17 protein-coding genes and 1 pseudogene are annotated in these 19512 nt (G+C 70.2%); 10 read left to right on the forward strand and 8 right to left on the reverse strand.

Annotated elements, in window-relative coordinates; all coding sequences use genetic code 11:
- Positions 1-194: 194 nt before the first annotated feature.
- The 3 genes from ACFV3E_RS35260 to ACFV3E_RS35270 form a co-directional block, all read right to left on the reverse strand.
- A complete protein-coding gene (locus ACFV3E_RS35260; protein ID WP_500538830.1) occupies positions 195-1634 on the reverse strand; it encodes a dihydrolipoyl dehydrogenase family protein in 1440 nt (479 codons plus the stop codon).
- A 282-nt stretch (positions 1635-1916) separates the two neighbouring features.
- The gene (locus ACFV3E_RS35265; protein ID WP_500359690.1) at positions 1917-2390 is read right to left on the reverse strand and encodes a VOC family protein; all 474 of its coding nucleotides are present in this window, start codon (positions 2388-2390) and stop codon (positions 1917-1919) included.
- A gap of 536 nt (positions 2391-2926) precedes the next feature.
- Entirely contained in the window at positions 2927-3937 is a 1011-nt protein-coding gene (locus ACFV3E_RS35270; RefSeq protein ID WP_500538961.1) for an NADP-dependent oxidoreductase, read from the reverse strand.
- Positions 3938-4048: 111 nt separating this feature from the next.
- On the opposite strand from ACFV3E_RS35270, the gene ACFV3E_RS35275 reads away from it, so the two are divergent.
- Positions 4049-4603: a TetR/AcrR family transcriptional regulator gene (locus ACFV3E_RS35275; RefSeq protein ID WP_500538832.1), complete on the forward strand. Its 555-nt coding sequence runs from the start codon at positions 4049-4051 to the stop codon at positions 4601-4603.
- A 130-nt stretch (positions 4604-4733) separates the two neighbouring features.
- Here the strand turns inward: ACFV3E_RS35275 and ACFV3E_RS35280 are convergent, their stop codons facing one another.
- The 4 genes from ACFV3E_RS35280 to ACFV3E_RS35295 form a co-directional block, all read right to left on the reverse strand.
- A complete protein-coding gene (locus tag ACFV3E_RS35280; RefSeq protein WP_500538963.1) occupies positions 4734-5471 on the reverse strand; it encodes a class I SAM-dependent methyltransferase in 738 nt (245 codons plus the stop codon).
- A gap of 80 nt (positions 5472-5551) precedes the next feature.
- Positions 5552-7009: an IS607 family element RNA-guided endonuclease TnpB gene (gene tnpB, locus ACFV3E_RS35285; protein WP_500538834.1), complete on the reverse strand. Its 1458-nt coding sequence runs from the start codon at positions 7007-7009 to the stop codon at positions 5552-5554.
- Positions 7006-7581, reverse strand: coding sequence for an IS607 family transposase (locus ACFV3E_RS35290; protein WP_500538836.1), 576 nt, complete (start codon positions 7579-7581; stop codon positions 7006-7008). The genes tnpB and ACFV3E_RS35290 overlap by 4 nt, the downstream gene beginning before the upstream one ends.
- A 350-nt stretch (positions 7582-7931) precedes the next feature.
- Complete coding sequence (locus ACFV3E_RS35295) at positions 7932-9401, reverse strand: DEAD/DEAH box helicase (protein WP_500538838.1); 1470 nt, start codon at positions 9399-9401, stop codon at positions 7932-7934.
- 624 nt (positions 9402-10025) lie between these two features.
- Here ACFV3E_RS35295 and ACFV3E_RS35300 point away from each other — a divergent pair.
- Positions 10026-11057 carry a serine protein kinase RIO gene (locus tag ACFV3E_RS35300; protein ID WP_500538840.1) on the forward strand — a complete coding sequence of 344 codons (1032 nt, stop codon included), beginning with the start codon at positions 10026-10028 and terminating at the stop codon, positions 11055-11057.
- A 271-nt stretch (positions 11058-11328) separates the two neighbouring features.
- Here the strand turns inward: ACFV3E_RS35300 and ACFV3E_RS35305 are convergent, their stop codons facing one another.
- Positions 11329-11862, reverse strand: a complete 534-nt coding sequence (locus tag ACFV3E_RS35305; RefSeq protein WP_500538842.1) for a GNAT family N-acetyltransferase — start codon at positions 11860-11862, stop codon at positions 11329-11331.
- A 317-nt stretch (positions 11863-12179) separates the two neighbouring features.
- Here ACFV3E_RS35305 and ACFV3E_RS35310 point away from each other — a divergent pair, with 317 nt between their 5' ends.
- The 8 genes and pseudogenes from ACFV3E_RS35310 to ACFV3E_RS35345 all read left to right on the forward strand — a co-directional run bounded on the left by ACFV3E_RS35310 (position 12180) and on the right by ACFV3E_RS35345 (position 19357).
- Positions 12180-12491 carry a hypothetical protein gene (locus tag ACFV3E_RS35310; protein ID WP_500538844.1) on the forward strand — a complete coding sequence of 104 codons (312 nt, stop codon included), beginning with the start codon at positions 12180-12182 and terminating at the stop codon, positions 12489-12491.
- On the forward strand, positions 12488-12880 hold the full coding sequence (locus ACFV3E_RS35315; protein WP_500538846.1) for a type II toxin-antitoxin system death-on-curing family toxin: 393 nt from the start codon (positions 12488-12490) through the stop codon (positions 12878-12880). The genes ACFV3E_RS35310 and ACFV3E_RS35315 overlap by 4 nt, the downstream gene beginning before the upstream one ends.
- A 445-nt stretch (positions 12881-13325) precedes the next feature.
- Positions 13326-14039 (forward strand): deoxynucleoside kinase, encoded by a 714-nt coding sequence (locus ACFV3E_RS35320; protein ID WP_500538848.1) that lies wholly within the window; start codon positions 13326-13328, stop codon positions 14037-14039.
- Between the two features lie 488 nt (positions 14040-14527).
- Positions 14528-14968: a CBS domain-containing protein gene (locus ACFV3E_RS35325; protein WP_500372410.1), complete on the forward strand. Its 441-nt coding sequence runs from the start codon at positions 14528-14530 to the stop codon at positions 14966-14968.
- A gap of 82 nt (positions 14969-15050) precedes the next feature.
- Positions 15051-15560 (forward strand): annotated as a pseudogene (locus ACFV3E_RS35330) (hypothetical protein); the annotation flags it as partial.
- Positions 15561-15685: 125 nt separating this feature from the next.
- Complete coding sequence (locus tag ACFV3E_RS35335) at positions 15686-16555, forward strand: HalD/BesD family halogenase (RefSeq protein WP_500538850.1); 870 nt, start codon at positions 15686-15688, stop codon at positions 16553-16555.
- A gap of 67 nt (positions 16556-16622) precedes the next feature.
- Positions 16623-17465 carry a class I SAM-dependent methyltransferase gene (locus tag ACFV3E_RS35340; RefSeq protein ID WP_500538852.1) on the forward strand — a complete coding sequence of 281 codons (843 nt, stop codon included), beginning with the start codon at positions 16623-16625 and terminating at the stop codon, positions 17463-17465.
- A 62-nt stretch (positions 17466-17527) separates the two neighbouring features.
- Complete coding sequence (locus tag ACFV3E_RS35345) at positions 17528-19357, forward strand: choline/carnitine O-acyltransferase (RefSeq protein ID WP_500538855.1); 1830 nt, start codon at positions 17528-17530, stop codon at positions 19355-19357.
- The last annotated feature ends 155 nt before the right edge of the window (positions 19358-19512 follow it).

A 19512-nucleotide genomic window follows, 5' to 3' on the forward strand; every position in this document is an offset into this window, starting at 1 on the left:
TTTTTTTTTATATTCCCCCGCCCCCCCCCCCCCCGGGGGGTTGCGGGCCCCCGCGCGGCCGGGGGGGGGGGGGGGTTTCTATTTCCCCCCCCCCCCGCCACCGGCCACCGGGCGAGGAGGATCGCTCCTCACCCGCACGCGACCCAGTCATCCGGCGGGGGTCAGGACCGCCCCGCATGCCGGCCGGAGCGTACTCAGCCGCGGTAGGTCTCCAGCAGACGCAGCCAGACTTCGCCGAGGGTCGGGAAGGCGGGGACGGCGTGCCAGAGCCGGTGGAGGGGCACCTCACCCGCGACCGCGATGGTGGCCGAGTGCACCAGTTCCCCGACGCCGGGGCCGGCGAAGGTGACGCCCACCACGGTGTTGCGGTCGGTGTCGACGAGCATGCGGGCCCTGCCGCGGTAGTCCTCGCCGTACTGGTGGGCGCCGGCGACGTGGGCGAGGTCGTAGTCGACGACCTCGATGCGGCGCCCGCTGCGCTCGGCCTCGCGGCTGGTCAGGCCGACGGAGGCGACCTCGGGGGTGGTGAAGACGACCTGGGGGACGGCCGCGTGGTCGGCGGTGGCGACATGCGCGCCCCAGGGGGCGTCGTCGATGGGCTCTCCCTTGGCGCGGGCGCCGATGACGGTGCCGGCGATCCGGGCCTGGTACTTGCCCTGGTGCGTCATCAGCGCGCGGCGGTTGACGTCGCCGACGGCGTAGAGCCAGCCGCCGTCGACGCCGGTGACGCGGAAGGTGTCGTCGACGGTCAGCCAGTCGCCGGGGGTGAGACCGACGGTCTCCAGGCCGACGTCGCGGGTCTGCGGGGCGCGGCCGGTCGCCAGCAGGATCTCGTCCGCGGCCAGCTGCCCGCCGTCGGAGAGCGTGATCCGCACCTCGCCGTCTTCGCCGCCCTCGCGGGCCAAGGAGGTGACGCTGGTGTTGAAGCGGATGTCGACGCCCGCTTCGCGCAGTCCGTCGGTGACCAGTTCGCCGGCGAACGGCTCCATTCGCTCGAGGAGTCCGCCGTCGAGGACGAGCATGGTGACCTGGGAACCGAGCGCCTGCCAGACGGTGGCCATCTCGACGGCGACCACACCGCCTCCGACGACGGCGAGGCGGCCGGGCACCTTGTCGGCGCTGGTGGCCTCGCGGCTGGTCCAGGGGCGGACGGTGTCGAGTCCGGGGATCGGGGGCAGGGCGGCGCGGGTGCCGGTGGAGACGGCGACGGCGTGCCGGGCGGTCAGGGCGATGGTGTCGCCCTCAGCGGTCTGCACGGCCACCTGCTTGGGGCCGGTGAGGCGGCCGTGGCCGCGTACGAGGTCGACGGAGACCGAGTTCAGCCAGTCGACCTGGTCCTCGTCCTTCCAGTACGAGGACATCTTGTCGCGGTGTGCGAGGACCGCCTCGACGTCCAGCGGGCCGGCCACTGCCGGGTCGAGTCCGGGTACGCGGCTCGCGTCAGCCCGCATCACCACCGGCCGGAGTAGTGCCTTGCTCGGGTCGCAGGCCCAGAACGAGCACTCACCGCCGAGGAGTTCGCGTTCCACGATCACGGCGCTGAGCCCTGCGGCGCGGGCGCGTTCGGCCACGTTCTCGCCGACCGGCCCCCCACCGATGACGATCACGTCGTAGGTGCGGGTCGTCTCGTTCATCACTGCTGCGTTCCTCACTGTTGCGTTCCTGATTGCTTCGGTGACTCGGTCGGACACTCCGGCGTCCGAGGTCCATTGCGGCCGCGTTCGCCGTTCCCCCGTTGCCGGACGGCGCCGGGGCCGCCACACCACACGGGGTCGGCGGGGCGGTCACGGGATGGGACGACCATGGCGGCGAAGCCGTCTCTCGGCGCCTGCGGCACCGGACCGCCGGGCGGCGGAGAGCAACCCTTGCGCTCGCCCGGCGGTCCGGTGCCGGCCTGCGGTGGCTTCGTGGGGCGGTCAGCGGCCGGGGAGGCGCTGCGAGACCTCCTGGAGCACCCATCCGTTGCCGTCCGGGTCGCTGAAGGTGAGGAAGGAGCCGTAGGAGGCGCGCTCGGGATGCAGGCCGGCCAGCTGCTTCTGGCCGACACGGTCGTAGGTGACGTCCCCGCCCTCGTGGCCGTGGTACAGCAGCCCGCCGGCGTCGTGGAAGATCTCGCTGACCTCGATGCCGCGGCCGACGAGCTCCGCGTGGGCCTCCTCGATGTCGGAGACGATGAGATACAGGCCCTGGAACGAGCCGGGTGCGATAGGAGTCATTCCCTCGCCGAAAATGATCGAGCACTCGGAGCCGGGCGGCGTGAAGTGCACGACCCGGAATTCCTCGTTGGCCGTGTAGTCGACGTCCAGGCGGAATCCGACCTTCTCGTAGAAGGCCTTGGCCCGGTCGGTGTCGGAGACGGGCAGCACGATCATTTCGAGCTTCAGGTTCATGGGGAAATCCTTGGTTCTTGACGACTGCGTGCATCCCAGAGAACCAGCCGAAAGGGCGCCTCGGAGCGGTCCAGCAGGCCTGCCTTGGCCCTGGCCTGCTGGTCCGGGTACTGGCAGGTCCCCCCAGCCCCATCGCCGAGTAATGAGTGGTGGGTGCTTCGGAGGCGAATATCGAATCCGCCGTCTTTTAGGCGCCGGGAATATCAGAAAGCGCTCAGCTCCAGGTGACCTGGGCCGGCGGTTCTTCGTGAGCACAGCCGACCCGGCTCACGGTCTTCCCTGGCGTCGCGCAACCTTGCCGGCCGGATCGGCAACCGGGACGCCTGGACCCGGCTGACCGCCGACCGCCCGGGCCGGACACCGATCGGCGACCGGCACCACCACGACGCGAGTCCGAACGCCGACTGGCACAGCTGCCGAATGTGCACCCGCTGCGGCCGGCCCGCACGGGCGAACCCGAACGGACCGGAGCGCAGCTGTTCAATCCGCTGCGGCGGCTGGCACAACCACCTGCGCGTCGGTGAGACGGCTCGTTCCTAAGCGACTGTGAGCACGATCTTCCCCCGGATGTGCCCTCGGGCGGCGCGTTCGTGCGCGGCTCGGGCATCCGTGAGCGCAAACGTGCTGTCGATCGCGACGCGGACCGTGCCCGCGTCGAGCAGGCGTGCCAGTTCGGCGAGCTGGGCGCCGTTCGAGCGGACCTGGGTGCCCGTGACGGTGACGCCCAGCTTCGCGGTCTCCTCGTCGTCGAATTCGCCGAAGAACACGGGGAACTGGGAGCCGCCGCGCTTGAGCGTGCGCAGGAAGCGCTTGCTGTGGGGGCCGCCGACGGCGTCGAGAACGAGGTCGACGTCGTGCACGAGTTCCTCGGGACGGTTCTTGGTGTAGTCGATGAACTCGTCGGCGCCGAGTTCGCGCAGGAAGGATTCGTGCGCGCCCGACGCCACCGCGATGACCCGTGCACCCTTCCATTTCGCCAGCTGGAGCGCGAAGTGTCCCACCCCGCCCGCGGCGCCGTTGACGAGCACCGTCGTGTCGGCGTCGAGTGGCACCGGACGGTGCTGCGCCGCCTGGAAGGGCGACGGGTGATCGTGTCCGAGCTCGATCAGGAACTGCCACGCCGTGAGCCCGGCCATGGGCGCCCCGGCGGCGTGCACGTGATCGATGCCGGCCGGCTTGAGCGCGAGGTCCGACGCGGGCGCGGCCACGTACTCGGCATAGGTGCTGCCGTCGAAGCTGGGGAAGCGGAGGAGACCGAAGACCTCGTCCCCGACGGAGAAGCCGTCCACATCCGCGGCGACGGCCTCGACGACGCCCGACAGGTCCGTCCCCGGAATCACGGGCAGGCTGAACTTCGGCCTCACATCCGGAGGCAGGTTGGACATCCCGTCGCGCAGGTACCAGTCGGGGGGATTGACGCCGACCGCGTGCACACGAACGAGCACCTCACCCGGCCCCGGCTCGGGCATCGGCACCTCGTCGTACCGCAGAACCTCAGGACCGCCGTGCTCATGGAGCCGGACCGCCCTCATCGTGTGTTTCGGCATCGTTCTCTCCTGCCCGCGCTGCGGGATAGACTCATTCGGATCAGCGATCCACATAACCGGACCACTGATCCGAATATATGGACCACTGATCCGGATAGTCAAGAGGGGCAGATGCGGGCCGACGCCAGGAAGAACCGCGACCACCTGCTCGCAGTAGCGGGCACCGCCATCACCGAGCAAGGCGTCGACGTGTCACTGCGCGACATCGCCCGCAGGGCCGATGTCGGACTCGCGACGCTGCTGCGTCACTTCCCGACGCGCGAGGCGCTGCTCGACGCCCTGCTCCGCACGAGCTTCGACGAGCTGACCGCCAAGGCCAGCGCCCTCGAAACGGCCGGCTCGCCCGACGACGCTCTCGTATCGTGGCTGCGCGACTGCGTCGCGTGGACAACCGAGTACCGGGGCGCTGTGGTGCTGATGGCAGCCGCCATCGAGGACACCGAGTCCGCACTCCACGCGTCGTGCGTCACGCTGCGCGCGGCCGGCGCGCGGCTCCTCACCCGTGCCCAGGCCGCCGGCACCGCGCGGACCGACATGGACGGCGACGATGTGTTCGCCCTGGTGGCTGCGCTCGCCTGGCTCGGCGATCAACCCTCGCTCGCGCCACGCGCCGATCACCTCTTCGACGTCGTCGCAAGCGCGATCCTCACCGCCGGCCGTAGCTGATCGTCGCGTACGGGAGCCGGTGAACTCGGCCTCACACATCGCGGGATGCGGACCACGACCGCTCATACGCCGACGTCGCACAGTCGGCAGGCGATCCGGGCGGAAGGCACGGACCTGCCCCCGCCTGTTCCTACAGGTCGGCTACGAGAAGTCGGTAGCCGACGTCGAGCGTTTCGCGGTTCAGCAGGTCAGCATGGCGTTCGTGCCACAGACCGGAAGACAGGTCGCTGGACAGCCTTGCCAGGCCCGGGCGGAGGACCTCCTCACCGGTCTGGGCGAGCATCGATATACCGGATCGCACGTTCGGGTTGAGGTACGCCTCAGGCCGGCGCCAGAAGGCAGCGCCGAATCCGTCGATGCAGTCGTGCGGGACCGGGACCGTCTCGATGCGCGCGCCTCCCAGCAGCGCAACCAGCCGGTCGATCGGGATGGCCCTTGTGCCGTCGAACGCGGCCACCTCTGGCAGGTACTCGTCCAGCAGCCAGAACCTGCGGAAGACGGCCTGGTCCCACGTGAAGACGACGACGCGCTGCCGGGCGATCCGAAGGAGTTCCCCGACACCGGCCTCCAGGTCGGTCCAGTGGTGCACCGTCAGCAGCGCCATCACCGCGTCGGCCGAGTCGTCTGCGATGGGAATCGACTCCGCCGATGCCCGCAGGGCCCGCGCGGATCCGGTCGGACGTTGGGCGATCATCACCGAACTGGGTTCAACCGCCAGCACCGTTGCCGGTGGTTCGTAGGAACCGGCGCCGGCACCCACGTTGATGACGGCGGCGGCATCGCCGAGCGCCTCGTGGATCTGGGCAGCGATCCGGGGATCCGGTCGTCGCGTATGACTGTAGGTCGAACCGAAGTGGTCATACGTCATCACGACGGACAGTATGCCGTTGCTCAGAGCCTCAGTGGCTCTCGGCATTCCGGGCATTTCTGCCTGGAAGGTCCGTCACATCACCAAAGCGTGGGGGCTTCGGCTTGAGGACGGTCTCTCGCTTCTGTCTGCCGCTGGTGCGGCGGGGTTGCGCCACCTGCCCGCCCCGCCTCCGCCTTGTGGCGGGGGCGGGTGGCGCGGGTCTTACGGTCGGCTCCACGAGGCTTCGACACCACCGGGGCGGTGTCCTGGTCTCCGGCCACTCCGGTACCAGTCATGCAGGCCGCCGCGAGTGCGGCAAGGTTGAGTGCGGCGTTGTCGTCCCGGTCGACGACCAGGTGGCAGGCGTCGCATTCGTAGGTCCGGACGTGCAGCGGCAGCTTGGCTTTCACCGCGCCGCACCCGGAGCAGGTCTTGGAGGACGGGTACCAGCGGTCGGCGGCCACGATGTGGGTGGCGTGGCGCTGGCGGGTCTTGTAGGTGAGCTGACGGCGGATCTCGCCGAAGGAGGCGTCGGCGATCTTCCGGGCGAGGCGCCGGTTGCGGAGCATCCCGGCAACGCCCAGGTCCTCGACCACGATCGTGCTGTACTCGGCCGCAACGCTCGTGGTGAGCTTGTGCAGGGCGTCCGCGCGGAGGTTCGCGACCCGGTGGTGCACGCGGTTGCGGGCGGCGTTGGCTTTCTCCCAGCGGCGGGAGGGTTGCTGTCCGGTGCGCCGGTCGGGGCCCTGGCGTCGGGACACGACGCGGGAGGCGCGGCACAGCTGCTTGAGCGCGGTGTCGTAGTGCTTGGGGTTGGCGACGGTGCGGATCTCGCCCGTGCTGTCCGCCATCACCGCGAGGGCCTTGACTCCGAGGTCGATCCCGACCGCTGTGTCCGCACGCTTGACTCGCTCGATGTCCCGCTTCACCTCCACCTGGAAGGAGACGAACCAGCGCCCGCGCTCGTGTCGCACAGTCGCAGACAGGATCCGCGCCGTCCCGGCCTGGACGCGGGCGAGGAGCTTGCCGGTGGGCTCGTGGGTACGGATCGTACCCAGCCTCGGCAGCGTCACATGCCGGCCGTCGGCGTCCACGCGGATCGTGCCGGTGGTGAACCGGCAGGCAAGGCGAGCCTTCCGCTTCGACTTGAACCGCGGCGCACCCATCCGGGCGCCCTTGCGCTTGCCGTTCTTCGACTTCGCGTAGTTGTCGAACGCCGCCGACGCATTCGCCAGACCGGTGGAGTACGCCTCCTTGGAGTTCTCCTCCCACCAGGCGGCGAACCTGGGGTCGGTGTGCTTGGCCTCGTTGAACGCCTTCCGCAGCGACGGCAGCGACCACGGCCGCCACTGCGTCAGCCCGGCCTCGGGGACGCCGTAGGACTCCTCCGCGCGGCGCTGCCACCACGAGGCGGTCACCCAGCCAACAGCCCAGTTGTACGCCGCGCGGGCCGCGCCGCAGTGCGAACGCAGCGTACGCTCCTGGACGGCGTTCGGGTCCACAGCGAAGCGGTACGCCTGCGCCACGAACCCGGACTGCGGCCGGAACTTCTTCACTCGAAGGCCCCGCCGGTTGCCACCGCCACCGCGCGAGCGGCCCGGTTCTTCGCCGCCCGCCGCCCATACAGACGCGCACACATCAACGTCAGCACCTCGGTGATGTCGCGCACCAAGTCATCTGCTGTCTCGGTGGGGTCCAGGACGACCAGGCGCCGCCCGGACGCCGACAGGACCGCTTCGAGGTGCTCGACGCCGAACCGGGCCAGCCGGTCGCGGTGCTCGACCACGATCACAGCCGCCTGCGGGTCGGACAGAACCCGGTGCAGCTTGCCGCGCCGCCCGTTCAGCCCCGAGCCGACCTCGGTCACGACCTCCGCAACCGGCAGGCCGAGACCGGTGGCCCCCTGGACCACGCGGGCCACCTGCCGGTCAAGGTCCGGCTTCTGGTCCGCCGACGAAACCCGGCAGTACGCCACGACGCGGCCGGACGTCTCCGAGGCGGGCTCGTCGACCAGCCACGTGCCCGATGGCGTCTGGCGCACTGGGACCGGCATACGGCCCTCTTTCGCCCACGCCCACGCGGTCTGGTAGTGCACGCCGTTGCGTGCCGCCCACTCGGAAAGCTTCACGCAATCAAGATAGCGGATAAGAAAGACTGAGATTCACTAATGAATCACACAACAGCTGGCGGCCCCGTCGCTCACCACCGACCTCTGCTGATGGAGCCGTTTCCCCAGTGAACGACGCTGCCCCGGCGCCCAGTTCGCGGCGAAATCGGAACGCATCGCCGTGTGCGGAGCGTCGACCAACGCCCTGCTCGCCCGTGCCTCCGCGAGCGCCGCCCCTGATGCCTGGCGCCGCGGCGTCGCGTTCCTGCTCGACGGCCTTCGTACCGATGCCGCTTGCCGGACGCCCGCCTCCGGACGAGCACGCCCCATGGCGGCGACGTCGGCGGGTGGGCCGGCGCAGCGTGCGTGGGTCAGTTGCCCCGGCGGATGCGGGCGGCCTCGCGGGCCGCGGCCATCTGGCGGGCCTCGGCCGTCTTGCGCGACTCCCGGCCGGGGCGTGTGCCCAGGCCGCGGAACGGGGCGCCACCGCGTGCCGGCGCCTGCGCGGCGGGTGCGCCGGCGACGGGAATGCCGGACGGGGCCTTGGCCCCGGTGATCCGGCTCAGCGCCGCGTCGCCGGAACGCACCTGGGTGACCGTCGGCCGGATGCCCGCGTCGGACATGAGCCGGGTCATGTCGGGGCGCTGGTGAGTGGTCACGAGGGTCACCACCCGGCCGGACCGGCCGGCCCGCGCGGTCCGCCCGCCGCGGTGGAGGTAGTCCTTGGCGTCACCGGGGGGGTCGACGTTGACCACGAGGTCCAGGTCGTCGATGTGAATGCCGCGGGCGGCGACGTTGGTGGCCACCAGGGTCGTCACCTCGCCGTTCTTGAACCGGGCGAGGGCCCGGGTGCGCTGCGGCTGGGACTTCCCGCTGTGCAGGCCCGCCGCCGCGACACCGGAACCCTCGAGGTGCCTCGTGAACTGGTCGACCGCGTGCTTGGTGTCCAGGAACATGATCACCCGGCCGTCGCGGGCGGCGATCTCGGTGGCGGTGGCGTACTTGTCGGCGGCGTGGACGTACAGCACGTGGTGTTCCATGGCGACGACGGTCGCGGCCGAGGGGTCGACCGAGTGGACCACCGGATCGGTCAGGTAGCGACGGACCAGGAGGTCGATGTTGTTGTCGAGGGTGGCCGAGAACAGCATCCGCTGGCCGCCGGCCCGCACCTGGTCCAGCAGCTCGGTGACCTGCGGCATGAACCCCAGGTCGGCCATCTGGTCCGCCTCGTCCAGGACCGTGATCCGCACGTGGTCCAGGTGGCAGTCGCGGCGCGCGACGAGGTCGCTCAGACGTCCGGGCGTGGCGACGACGACCTCGGCCCCCGCCCGGATCGCGCCGACCTGCCGGCCGATCGAGAGGCCGCCGACCACGGTGGCGAGCCTGAGGTCCAGCGCTTGGGCGTAGGGGGTGAGTGCTTCCGTGACCTGCTGCGCCAGTTCACGGGTGGGCACCAGGACCAGTGCGCGGGGCCGCTTGGGCTCGGCACGCTGTCCGGCTGTGCGGGTCAGCAGCGGCAGGCCGAAGGCCAGGGTCTTGCCCGAGCCGGTGCGTCCCCGGCCGAGCACGTCCCGGCCGGCCAGCGCGTCCGGCAGGGTGGCGGCCTGGATGGGGAACGGTTCGTCCACGCCGAGGTCGGTCAGGGTCTTCAGCAGGGCAGGCGGGAGCCGGAGCTCGGTGAACGCCGTCATCGGCGGCAGCGCCGGGGTCACCGTCGCGGGGGCTGCGAACTCGCCCTGCGGGGCCGTGGGGCGCCCCTTGCCGCCGGAGCGGCCGGGAACCTGCGGGCGGGAACGGCCGGTCTGACCGGAGCGCTGGTCGTTCCGGGGCGTACGGTTCATGGGCGAACCTTCCTCGACGGGGCACGCATCGAGGGATTCCCGGTGGATGCGCGGCCGGGGAGTCGCCAGAACGAGCCGAAGACAAGACGGTGACCGACAGCGGGTGGTCCCGTCCGTACGGCGTGGGGTCGAGCTGCGTCGTGCGTGCCGGCGCCGGGGTACCGACGTCTGCGGATCGCACTTCCCCACGAGTTTACCCGCCCGGTCCGATTTCCCCGGCGGGTCCGCGGCCCCCACGGGGCGGCGCCCGTCCGCAGCCGCGGCGAAGCCCATCCGGACCGGCCGGGACGACGGCGTACCCGGGGCCCGGGAGCGCCCGCGCAATGCGGGGTCGCCCCTCCGAGAGCTCCCCGGGGCGATTGATCGTCAAGCCGTGCCTGCGGGGGCCCGAGAAAACCGGTTGCGCGGTCTGCGGGGCTGGTTAGGATCGTGCCGATCTGGAGTGCTGGGCGTGAACAACGGCCCGGCGTAGTGGGAGAGGAGGTGCGTCTTCGTGGACGCCGCCCTGACGCGGCGCGCTCGTGTGTGCGCGCCAGACGCCTTTTCTCGCTACCTGCCCATCGGCTGACGACGCGCGTTCGCTGACGCTCCGTCCGGTGGGTCCTTCCACTGGAGATCATCACCATGCGTGAGCGCTTTGCCGACGGCGAGTCCTTCACCCGTATCCGCCCCAAGGGCACCAGACGACGCAGCCACCGCGACGCCGACGAGGCCTTCGAGGAGGCCTTCCCCGAGTACGCGGCACGCCGGCCCTCGGCGGTCTGGGATGGCCGCAGCACCCCGGACGCCGGTTCCACCGCCTTCGATACCGGTGCCGAAGACGACGAGGACACCCTCGAGGAACCAACACCCGGCCAGTCAACCGACGGCCCTGCCGAGGGTGATCGCTGGTCCACCTGGGATCGGTCGACCCCGACCGAGAAGGGCCCCGAGCCGCGCCCCGCATGGGTGGTGACGGACCTGGCCGCCGTCGACTTCGAACTCGGGATCGTCAAGACCGGCAAAGAGGCCGACGTCTTCCTGATCGAACGGGCGGTGCCCGGAACCGACCGCCGCACCCTGATGGCCGCCAAACGCTACCGCGACGGACAGCACCGCATGTTCCACCGCGATTCCGGATACCTGGAAGGGCGTTCCCACAAGGAGTCCCGGATCAGCCGGGCCATGGCCAAGCGCACGGCTTTCGGCAAGGAGGCCATCGCCGGCCAGTGGGCCGGCGCCGAGTTCGCGGCGTTGTCGCGGCTGTGGTCGGCGGGGGTGGCCGTGCCGTACCCCGTTCAGATCCTCGGGACCGAGATCCTGATGGAGTTCATCGGCGACCGGTCGGGGACGGCCGCGCCACGTCTCGCCCAGCTCCGCTCGGAAGAAGTCGATCTGGACGACCTATGGGAGCAACTGGGCCGCAGCTTGTCCCTGCTCGCGCGTGACGGCTATGCGCACGGCGACCTGTCGGCCTACAACATCCTTGTCCACGAGGGCCGCCTGGTCGTCATCGACGTGCCCCAGATCGTCGACGTCGTCGCGAACCCGCGGGGTCTGTCCTTCCTGGAGCGCGATGTCCGCAACGTGGGTGCCTGGTTCGTCTCCAGAGGCCTCGCCGAGCGACGTGTCGAGGAGCTGGCGCAGGCGTTGGCCTTTGACGCACGGCTGGGCTGAACGTCGTCGGTGAATCGGCGCGTCCCCAGTTGCCGTGCACGCACGCCGACACACGCCGACGCGCGACGCGGGCCCGGGAGCCGCTCCCGGGCCCGCGCTAGCGGGGGCTGCGCGCCTTGCACGGGACGGCCTGCGGGCCGGCCGGTGTGTGGCAGTCGCGGTCCAGGTGTCTCCGCAGGCCGGTCGACTGAACCTTGTCGATAGAGGCCGGTGGCCGGCCGCGGCCTGTGCCGGCGTGCCTTGGCCCGTCGGCGGGGACGGCCGGTCGGGCTCAGGCGTGGAATTCGGTGAGGTCGATGGCGTGGACGCGCAGCGGGAAACCGTACTCCGGGTGCGTGGTCTCGCGTTGCGGCGCCATGCCGAGTTTGCGCATGACGTTCTCCGAGGCGTCGTCGCCGATCCGGGCGATGCCGATCAGGCGCTCCAGGCCGCGGTCCTGGAGCGCGAACTCCATCGCGGCGTGGGCGGCCTCCGAGGCGTAGCCCTGACCCCAGAACTGCGTGCCCAGCCGCCAGCAGACGGACACCTCGGGCATTACCTCCGGCAGGAACTCGGGGAGGGACAGGCCGGTGAAACCGGCCAGTTCACCCGAGGCCAGCATCTCGACGGCGAAGAGGCCGAAGCCCTCCTCGTCCCACTCCTCCTCCCACCGCTCGATGGCCTCCGCCGTATGTTCCAGGTCGCGTACGGAGCCGTCGCCGACCCAGCGCATCACCTGCGGGTCGCCGTTGATCTCGGCCATGGGGACCAGGTCGTCGTCCTGCCAGCGGCGCAGGAGCAGGCGGGGGGTCTGGATCTCGGTCATGGACTCATCCTGTCGAAGGCAAAGCCGCAACGGTAATCGGGGTGGGGTGGCCGACGCCGTGCCCGCCCCACCCTTGGGGCATGTACCGCCGCAGGCCTTCGCCCATGGCCCCATGGCGGACGGGTGCGCGCAACGTTCGTCGTGGGGGATCGACCGCGGGCAGAACCTCCCGGAGGCCTCTCCCCGCTCGGACGGGGCCGGATCCGCAGATGGGCTGGGGTGCGGTTCGTCTCGTCGTCTCTCCTGCCACGGTGCGGACCCGGCCCGGAAGCACTGAACCACTCGCGCCCCGGTTGTACTGGCGGTACCGTCAGTACATGCCGACTTCCAAGGGTATGAACGTCCCCTTCGCGGACGATGACGAACTGGACCAGGTGCGCCGTGCGGCCACGGCCGCGGGCCTGTCCACCCGCGAGTACATCCGCCGGGCCGCCCTCAGCTTCGCCAATGCCGTCCCGAACGAATTCCTGCAGGCCGCGGTGGATGCGCACGCCCACGTCAAGGACGCGTTCGCCGAGATCCTGCCGGAGGACGGACGTCCGAACGAGGAGCGCCGCTCCGCGGAGGCGGAGGCCGGCCGCCGCCTGGCCGAGCTCGACGGCGACCAGGCACACGGGACCGCCGCGTGAGCACACCCCGCCCCGACGGGGTGATCTACGCGGAGGTGCCGATGCTGCTGCAGGTCGCCGAGCACATTCTCGGCGACCCGCAGGCCGACGACCTGGGAGTACTTCCCGCCGCGGTCGCCCGGCACCGCGCGGAGGCCATGGGCCAGGATGTCTACGGCTCGATCTGGCTCAAGGCTGCCGCGCTGCTGCACACCCTGGTGAGGCTCCCGGCTCTCGAGCACTCCAACGGCCAGTTCGGATGGCTTGCCGCAGTCGCGTTCCTCCGCGTGAACGGCCACAACCTGACCTACCCGCCCAAGGACGCCGCTGTCCTGGTCCGCGACGCCATCTCCGGCGAGAAGTCCGTCAAGGAGATCGCCCTGCAACTTCGCCAATGGGGTACCGCCTGAAATTGCTCGCCGGAGTGAGGGGGCGCCTTCGACCGCGTAGTACCGGGAGCGCGCTCGGGGAGTCGGCCTCCTGATCGCGCGTCGCGGCGTCGCGCCCGAATCCGGTCCGGGCACGGACGCCGCGCCGGCCTCCGCCAGGGCCTGCCGGAACTCGCCCGCAGCATCGTCTGCCTGCGACGTCTCCCGTACGTCATTCTGAAACGATCAGTTAAACTTCAGGGCGGCCGCGGGGGGCTGCGGCTCGTTGCTGTGTGGCGACTGCGGAACGGCCAGGTCGGCCGGTCGAGGTGAGCGGCCGTTGTCAGGGCCTGGGGCCGGACGGGGACGACACGACGCTGATCATGGAGATCCCGGGAATCGCGTGACCGCCGACGCGCGTCCAAGTGGTCTGGGGCGCCCTGCCCACCCGCCCGTGAACAGAAGACCCGCCACGGAGATGTGAGGTATGTCAGTGATCTGCGTCGGAGGCATGATCGGAATCGGCAAGACGAGTGTGGCCGAACTGCTCGCCAAGGAACTGGGCAGCGAAGTCTTCTACGAGAGCGTGGAAGACAATCCGATCCTTCCGCTCTTCTACACGGCGAGCCCCGAGGAGATCCAGGCCAAGCGGTACCCCTTCCTGCTTCAGCTCTACTTCCTGCAGACGCGGTTCGCCTCGATCAAGGAGGCGTACAGGCAGGGCGACAACGTCCTCGACCGGTCCATCTACGAGGACTGGTACTTCGCCAAGGTCAACCACGACCTGGGCCGGATCAGCTCCCTCGAGATGCGGGTGTACGAGGGGCTGCTCGACGAGATGATGCGCGAGATCGACGGCCTGCCGTACCGCAAGGCACCCGATCTCATGGTCTATCTCAAGGCGGACTTCGAGACGGTGCTGCACCGTATCGGGCTGCGGGGCCGAGATTTCGAACAGGATGAGAGCCTCGTCGAGTACTACCGGACGCTGTGGTCCGGCTACGACGACTGGGTGCACATGCACTATTCGGCCAGCGAGGTCCTCGTCGTCGACATGAATCACACCGATGTGGTGAACAACCCCGAGGACGCGGCCCGCGTGGCGCGGGAGGTCAAGGACGCCCTGGCGGGTGCCGGGCGCCGGGCCAGTGCCACCGGCGAGACCGCCGAATGCGATACGCCCGCGGCCGTCTGCGCCTGAGCGGCGGACACCCTCCAGTCGCCCCACGTCCCGAAAGGCCATGGATCCATCCCTGTGAGCGGGGGTGGATCCGTGGCTTTTCTCCGTGAGGGGGCTACGTCAGTCCACCGCGCAACTCATGCTTCCGGACCCCCGCCCTGACCGGCGGTAGTGAAAGACACCCGACGACCGCCACCACACGGCCGAGCCGGGTCGCACCACACCGCGGGACGCATATGCCACAGATCGCAGCAGGACAGATCCCCTGCAGATGCGAGCCGTATGGACGGAGCCGATCCTGGAAAGAGGGGTGCCTTCGAAAGCGCGCCCTTCCCCTCAACGACAGGTTGCAGCAGGGGCCCGGAGCGACGCCAGGGCGTACGAATCGATCGACGAGATGTCTCCGGGCAGCCTCATGAGCATCCGCCGGCAACCGGACCGGACAGCCAGGAACGCAGGCACGTGCAACCCTGGACCGCGCGCCGCCTTCGCGGGCGAAGGAGAAAGCCATGAAGGGCAACGACCAGCTCACCGCCAGGGACATCATGTCCGGCGGAGTCCAGTGCGTCGGCGCGCACCAGTCGCTTCAGGAAGCGGCAAAGATGATGCGCGACCTGAACGTCGGATGCCTGCCCATCTGCGGGGACGACAACAGGCTCACGGGCCTGATCACCGACCGCGACATAGTCGTCCAGTGCGACGCAGAGGGCATCGACCCGGCAACGGTACAGGCGGGAACCCTCGCCGGAAACCTGCGATGGATCGACGCGAGCGCCGGTGCCGATGAGGCATTGCAGGTGATGGAGCAGCATCAGATCAAGCGTCTGCCGGTGATCGACACGGAACAGGGGCACCAACTGGTCGGCATGATCAGCGAAGCCGACCTCGCGCGCAACCTCACAGACACGCAGATCGCGGAATTCGTGACCCGGGTCTACGTCAACGCCTGATCGGGGCCGCGGCCTTACCTTTCGGGGCCCAGACCCCGCGAAACGGTGGAGCCCCGCCGGACCTGCGGGCCCGCACTGCGCGCTGCCACCTTCGGGACCTTCGTCGCTGGTCGTCGAAGGGGTGGCGGACGAGCCGAGGTCATCCGGCTGTCGATCCGGACCCGGGACCAGCCGATGCCGTGGCCTGCGTGCGGGAAGCCGACGCTCGGGGTGCATGGCTTCCACCGACGTACCGAAGCCGATGTGCCGGCGGACGGCAGGCGGGTCGTGGTACGGGGCCGGCGCCTGGTCTGCCTGGTCCTGGGCGCGCTCAAGCGCCGCCGCCACTTCGCCACGATCCCCATCGACGCCGAGACCGGCGAACGGGTCGCCGTACTCCCGGGCCGCGTCGCCGACGCCCTGAGCGGTGACTGCGCCGGCACCCCGGCGTCGAGACCGTCTGCCGCGACGGCTCCGACGCGGACGGCGAGGCCTTCCGCCGGGCCCTCCCCACTGCGGTCAGGTCAGCGACCGCCGGCACCGGTGGAAGAGGCTCTGCACCCCTGAGGACCGGCGACCGGGCGGCTGGGCGGACGCGACCACCCAGTGTCGTGTGTTACAGACAACGTCGCGGCCACTATGAGAGCTTCAACCCGGGTACCTCTCGAGGGAGTTGCCGACGAGCCAGGGGGATCGAGCATCCCCCAGGACGGTCTGCCCGCACGCAGAGAGGGTCGCATGAGCACCTCGAAGGCCATCGCGCTTGACCAAGTGGTCGACACCGCTCGGTATCCCCTGACAGAACTCGACAGCGCCGGAGGGCAGGCGGTGGTCTCCCACGCCCGGCGCGAACTGGCCGCTCTCGGCTGCACCGTCCTCCCCGACTTCATCCGCCCGTCACTCCGCGACGTCCTGCGGCAGGAGTGCTCGGCCATCGCCCCCATGGCCCACTTCGACGTCGAAACGGTCAACGTCTACAACATCGCGGTGGACTCGGAGCTGCCGCAGGACCATCCCGGCCGCAGGACGTTCCAGCGGGGCAACGCCTTCGTCGCCCGGGACCGTGTCCCCGCGAGCTCCCTCATCAGCCGGCTCTACTCCGACACGGCGTTCCAGGAATTCGTCGCCCGCTGCTTCGGACTCCCTCGGCTGCACGAGCTGGCCGACCCGCTCTCCGGACTGGTCCTCAACGTCGTCCTGCCGGGCATGGAGCACCCGTGGCACTTCGACACCAACGAGTTCACCGTGAGCATGCTCACGCAGGAGGCGCAGGCCGGCGGCGTCTTCGAGTACTGCCCCAACATCAGGTCCGCCCAGGACGAGTGCTTCGACGACGTACGGCACGTGCTGGACGGCCGGGGCGAGCATGTGATCCGGAGGCTCGCCCTGCAACCGGGCGACCTGCAGCTGTTCAAGGGCCGCTACTCCCTGCACCGCGTGAGCCCAGTGCGCGGGGAGGCCGCGCGCCACTCCGCGATCTTCGCCTACAGCGAGCGCCCCGGCGTCATCGGGAGCGTGGCCAGGACCCGGCAGCTCTTCGGCCGGGTCCTGCCCGAGCACCTGGCGGCCGAGGGCCGCGCCGTACGGGGCGACCGACTGCTGGACTAGCGGGCGGTGAGATCCCGCAGTCGCCGGCCGTTTCCCCACTCTGCAATCCACGGAGGAAGAGAGCCCCGTGCGTTTCGACACGACCGGAAAGGTCTCCCTTGACCACATCTACACCCAGCCCGATCCGCGCAGCTATTTCCGCGAGCTCCGCCCGCTCGGCTACTGCGTGCCGCAACACGCCAAGCCCTACTTCGCCAAGCTCATCAAGGAGTACCGGGAGTCCCGGCACGTCGCGGTGCCGCAGGTACTGGACATCGGCTGCAGCTACGGGATCAACGCCGCGCTGCTGAAGTACGACGCGACCATGGACGAGCTGTACGCGCGCTACTGCGACGCGGAAGGCGGTGCCGCGACGGCCGCCGAAGCACGGACGCGCACGGAGCTCCTGGCCCGGGACCGGGAGCTGGCCCGGTCCCGACGGCCCGCGCAGGACATCCGCTTCGTCGGCCTGGACACCTCCGGCAGCGCGCTGTCCTACGCGCTCGAGGCCGGATTCCTCGACGCCGTGGTGCAAGCCGACCTGGAGCAGCTCGACCCCACGCCCCCGCAGCGCGCCCAGCTCGCCGGGACGGACCTGGTCATCTCCACGGGGTGCCTCGGATACGTCACCGAGCGGACGCTCACCCACGTGGTCCGGGCGCAGGGCGGCCGCAGGCCCTGGATGGCGCACTTCGTGCTCCGGATGTTCCCGTTCGATCCCGTCGAACGCGCCCTGGCCGAACTGGGGTACCGAACCATCCGGGTCGACGAGGCCTTCAAACAGCGACGGTTCGCCTCCCCGGAGGAACAGGCCCTCGTACTCGAGACGATGTCGGCCGCCGGGGTGGATGCTCGGGGTCTGGAGACGGAAGGCTGGCTCCACGCACAGCTCTACATCTCCCGGCCGGACGACGGCACACCGGGGCCTTAGGCCGGAGGGCTCGCCTCCCGCGAGAACACCACAGGTCCGCACGATTCGAGAAGAGAGCAGAATTGAACACCAGTCAGGAAAGCGCAGCGGTCGCGACCTTCGCCCAGGAGGACGGCCTGCCGCGCGTGCCGCTGCCCACGCTGGAGGCGAGCTGCGAGAGGTTCCTCGCGTGGTGCGCGCCGCTGCTGACCGCCGAGGAACTGGCAGCGACCGAGGCGGAGGTGGCCGCCTTCCTGCGGCCTGACAGCCCCGGCCGGGTGCTGCACGCCGCGCTGGAGGAGTACGACGCCACAGACGGAGTCCACAGCTGGCTCGACACCTTCTGGCCGTACCGCTACCTGGGCCGCAGGGACCGGATCGCGCTCAACGCCAACTTCTTCTTCCTTTTCCAGGACACCGGCCAGGCGCAGGTGGAGCGAGCGGCCGGACTCATCGCCTCGGCCCTCAACTACAAGCGGCAGCTCGACCAGGAGCTCATCGCGCCGGTGACCCTGCGCGGCCGGCCCCAGTCGATGGTGCAGAACAAGTTCCTGTTCTCCACCACCCGGATCCCCGGCGCGCAGCAGGACACCGTCCGCGCCCCCTACAGCGAGCAGTCACCCGGCCCGTCCACGGCCCGGCACATCGTCGTCTTCCACCGAGGCAGCATGTTCCGGCTGGACGTACTCGGCCCCGACGGCGTCCCGCACAGCCTGGACGACCTCGAGACCGGCCTGCGCGCCGTGATGAAGGCCGGCTCCGAGCCGGCCGGCCCGGACACCTCGGTGGGCCACCTCACCACCATGGCCCGCGCCGAATGGGCGGCCACCCGTGAGTCCCTCCTCGCCCGCCACCCGTCCAACGCGCAGGCACTGGACGACATCGAGACCGCGCTGTTCTGCGTCTGCCTGGAGGACTTCGCACCCGCGGACGTCCAGGACGCCTGCGACGAGCTGCTCTACGGAGACCGCGGCAACCGCTGGTTCGACAAGGCCGTGTCCGTGATCGTGTTCGCCGACGGACGGGCAGGCATCAACGTCGAACACTGCGAGCTGGACGGCACCACCATTCTCAGTTTCACCGACGCCCTGCTCGGCACCCCGGCCGAGGAGCAGTCCCGCCAGTCAGGAGCCCGCCCCCAGGGCCAACCGGCCCTGGAGCCCATCGTGTTCGAGCTCGACGACGCCCTGCGCGCCCAGGTGCGCTCCGCCGCCGAAGCGTTCGCCGCCTACGGGGAGAACACCGCCACCACCACCGTCTCCTTCAGCGACTTCGGCAGCAACACGGCCAAGGCGCTGGGCGTGTCGCCGGACGCCTTCGTCCAGGTCGCCTACCAGCTCGCCCACTGGCGCGCCAAGGGGTTGCTGGGCGCCACGTACGAATCGATCGCCACCCGCCAGTACCGCCACGGGCGGACCGAGGCGATGCGCGTCGTCACCCCCGAGATGCGCGCCTTCGTGACCGTGATGGACGACCCGTCGGCGGACGCGGCGACCCGGCGCGCCGCGTTCCGGGCCGCCGCAGGCGGGCATGTGGAGCGAGCGAAAGAATGTCAGGCCGGGCAGGTGCCCGAGCAGCACCTGTGGGAGCTGGAACTGATCCAGCGCCGGCGCGGGACAGAGCTGGGAGTGACCGAGCAGCCCGCGCTGTACCGGACCCCGGGCTGGCTGACGATGCGGGACGACTACCTGAGCACCAGTTCCGCCCCGTCCGCCGGCATCCAGTACTTCGGCTTCGGGTCGACCAGCAGCCGCTGCATCGGAGTCGCCTATGTCCTGCTGCCCGAGCGGTTCCACCTCTACCTGAGCACACCGCTGCCGGTGGCCGACCAGATGCGCGCATTCGCCGACAGGCTCCGCGAGGCGGTGGCCGAACTGTGCGACCTGCTGGCCTCCGAGCGGTCCGGGAGCTGAACTGAACCACCCCGCCCTGGTCCCCACCCGCTGCGGGCGGCGGGTGGCGGACCCGGCACCACTGGTTCCCGTTTCGCGGGGTGAGCACAGCACGCATCATTGCATACAGTATTCCGGCGGGTTAGGGTTGCTTCATGTGGCAGATGAAGTCCAAG

Origin of the sequence: Streptomyces sp. NPDC059718 (assembly GCF_042733315.1) — a bacterium.
GTDB lineage: Bacteria > Actinomycetota > Actinomycetes > Streptomycetales > Streptomycetaceae > Actinacidiphila.

Coding starts and splice junctions, on each gene's coding strand:
- ACFV3E_RS35260 (WP_500538830.1), bottom strand. CDS start 1,634: ATGAACGAGACGACCCGCACCTACGACGTGATCGTCATCGGTGGGGGG.
- ACFV3E_RS35265 (WP_500359690.1), bottom strand. CDS start 2,390: ATGAACCTGAAGCTCGAAATGATCGTGCTGCCCGTCTCCGACACCGAC.
- ACFV3E_RS35270 (WP_500538961.1), bottom strand. CDS start 3,937: ATGCCGAAACACACGATGAGGGCGGTCCGGCTCCATGAGCACGGCGGT.
- ACFV3E_RS35275 (WP_500538832.1), top strand. CDS start 4,049: ATGCGGGCCGACGCCAGGAAGAACCGCGACCACCTGCTCGCAGTAGCG.
- ACFV3E_RS35280 (WP_500538963.1), bottom strand. CDS start 5,471: ATGACGTATGACCACTTCGGTTCGACCTACAGTCATACGCGACGACCG.
- ACFV3E_RS35295 (WP_500538838.1), bottom strand. CDS start 9,401: ATGAACCGTACGCCCCGGAACGACCAGCGCTCCGGTCAGACCGGCCGT.
- ACFV3E_RS35300 (WP_500538840.1), top strand. CDS start 10,026: ATGCGTGAGCGCTTTGCCGACGGCGAGTCCTTCACCCGTATCCGCCCC.
- ACFV3E_RS35305 (WP_500538842.1), bottom strand. CDS start 11,862: ATGACCGAGATCCAGACCCCCCGCCTGCTCCTGCGCCGCTGGCAGGAC.
- ACFV3E_RS35310 (WP_500538844.1), top strand. CDS start 12,180: ATGCCGACTTCCAAGGGTATGAACGTCCCCTTCGCGGACGATGACGAA.
- ACFV3E_RS35320 (WP_500538848.1), top strand. CDS start 13,326: ATGTCAGTGATCTGCGTCGGAGGCATGATCGGAATCGGCAAGACGAGT.
- ACFV3E_RS35325 (WP_500372410.1), top strand. CDS start 14,528: ATGAAGGGCAACGACCAGCTCACCGCCAGGGACATCATGTCCGGCGGA.
- ACFV3E_RS35335 (WP_500538850.1), top strand. CDS start 15,686: ATGAGCACCTCGAAGGCCATCGCGCTTGACCAAGTGGTCGACACCGCT.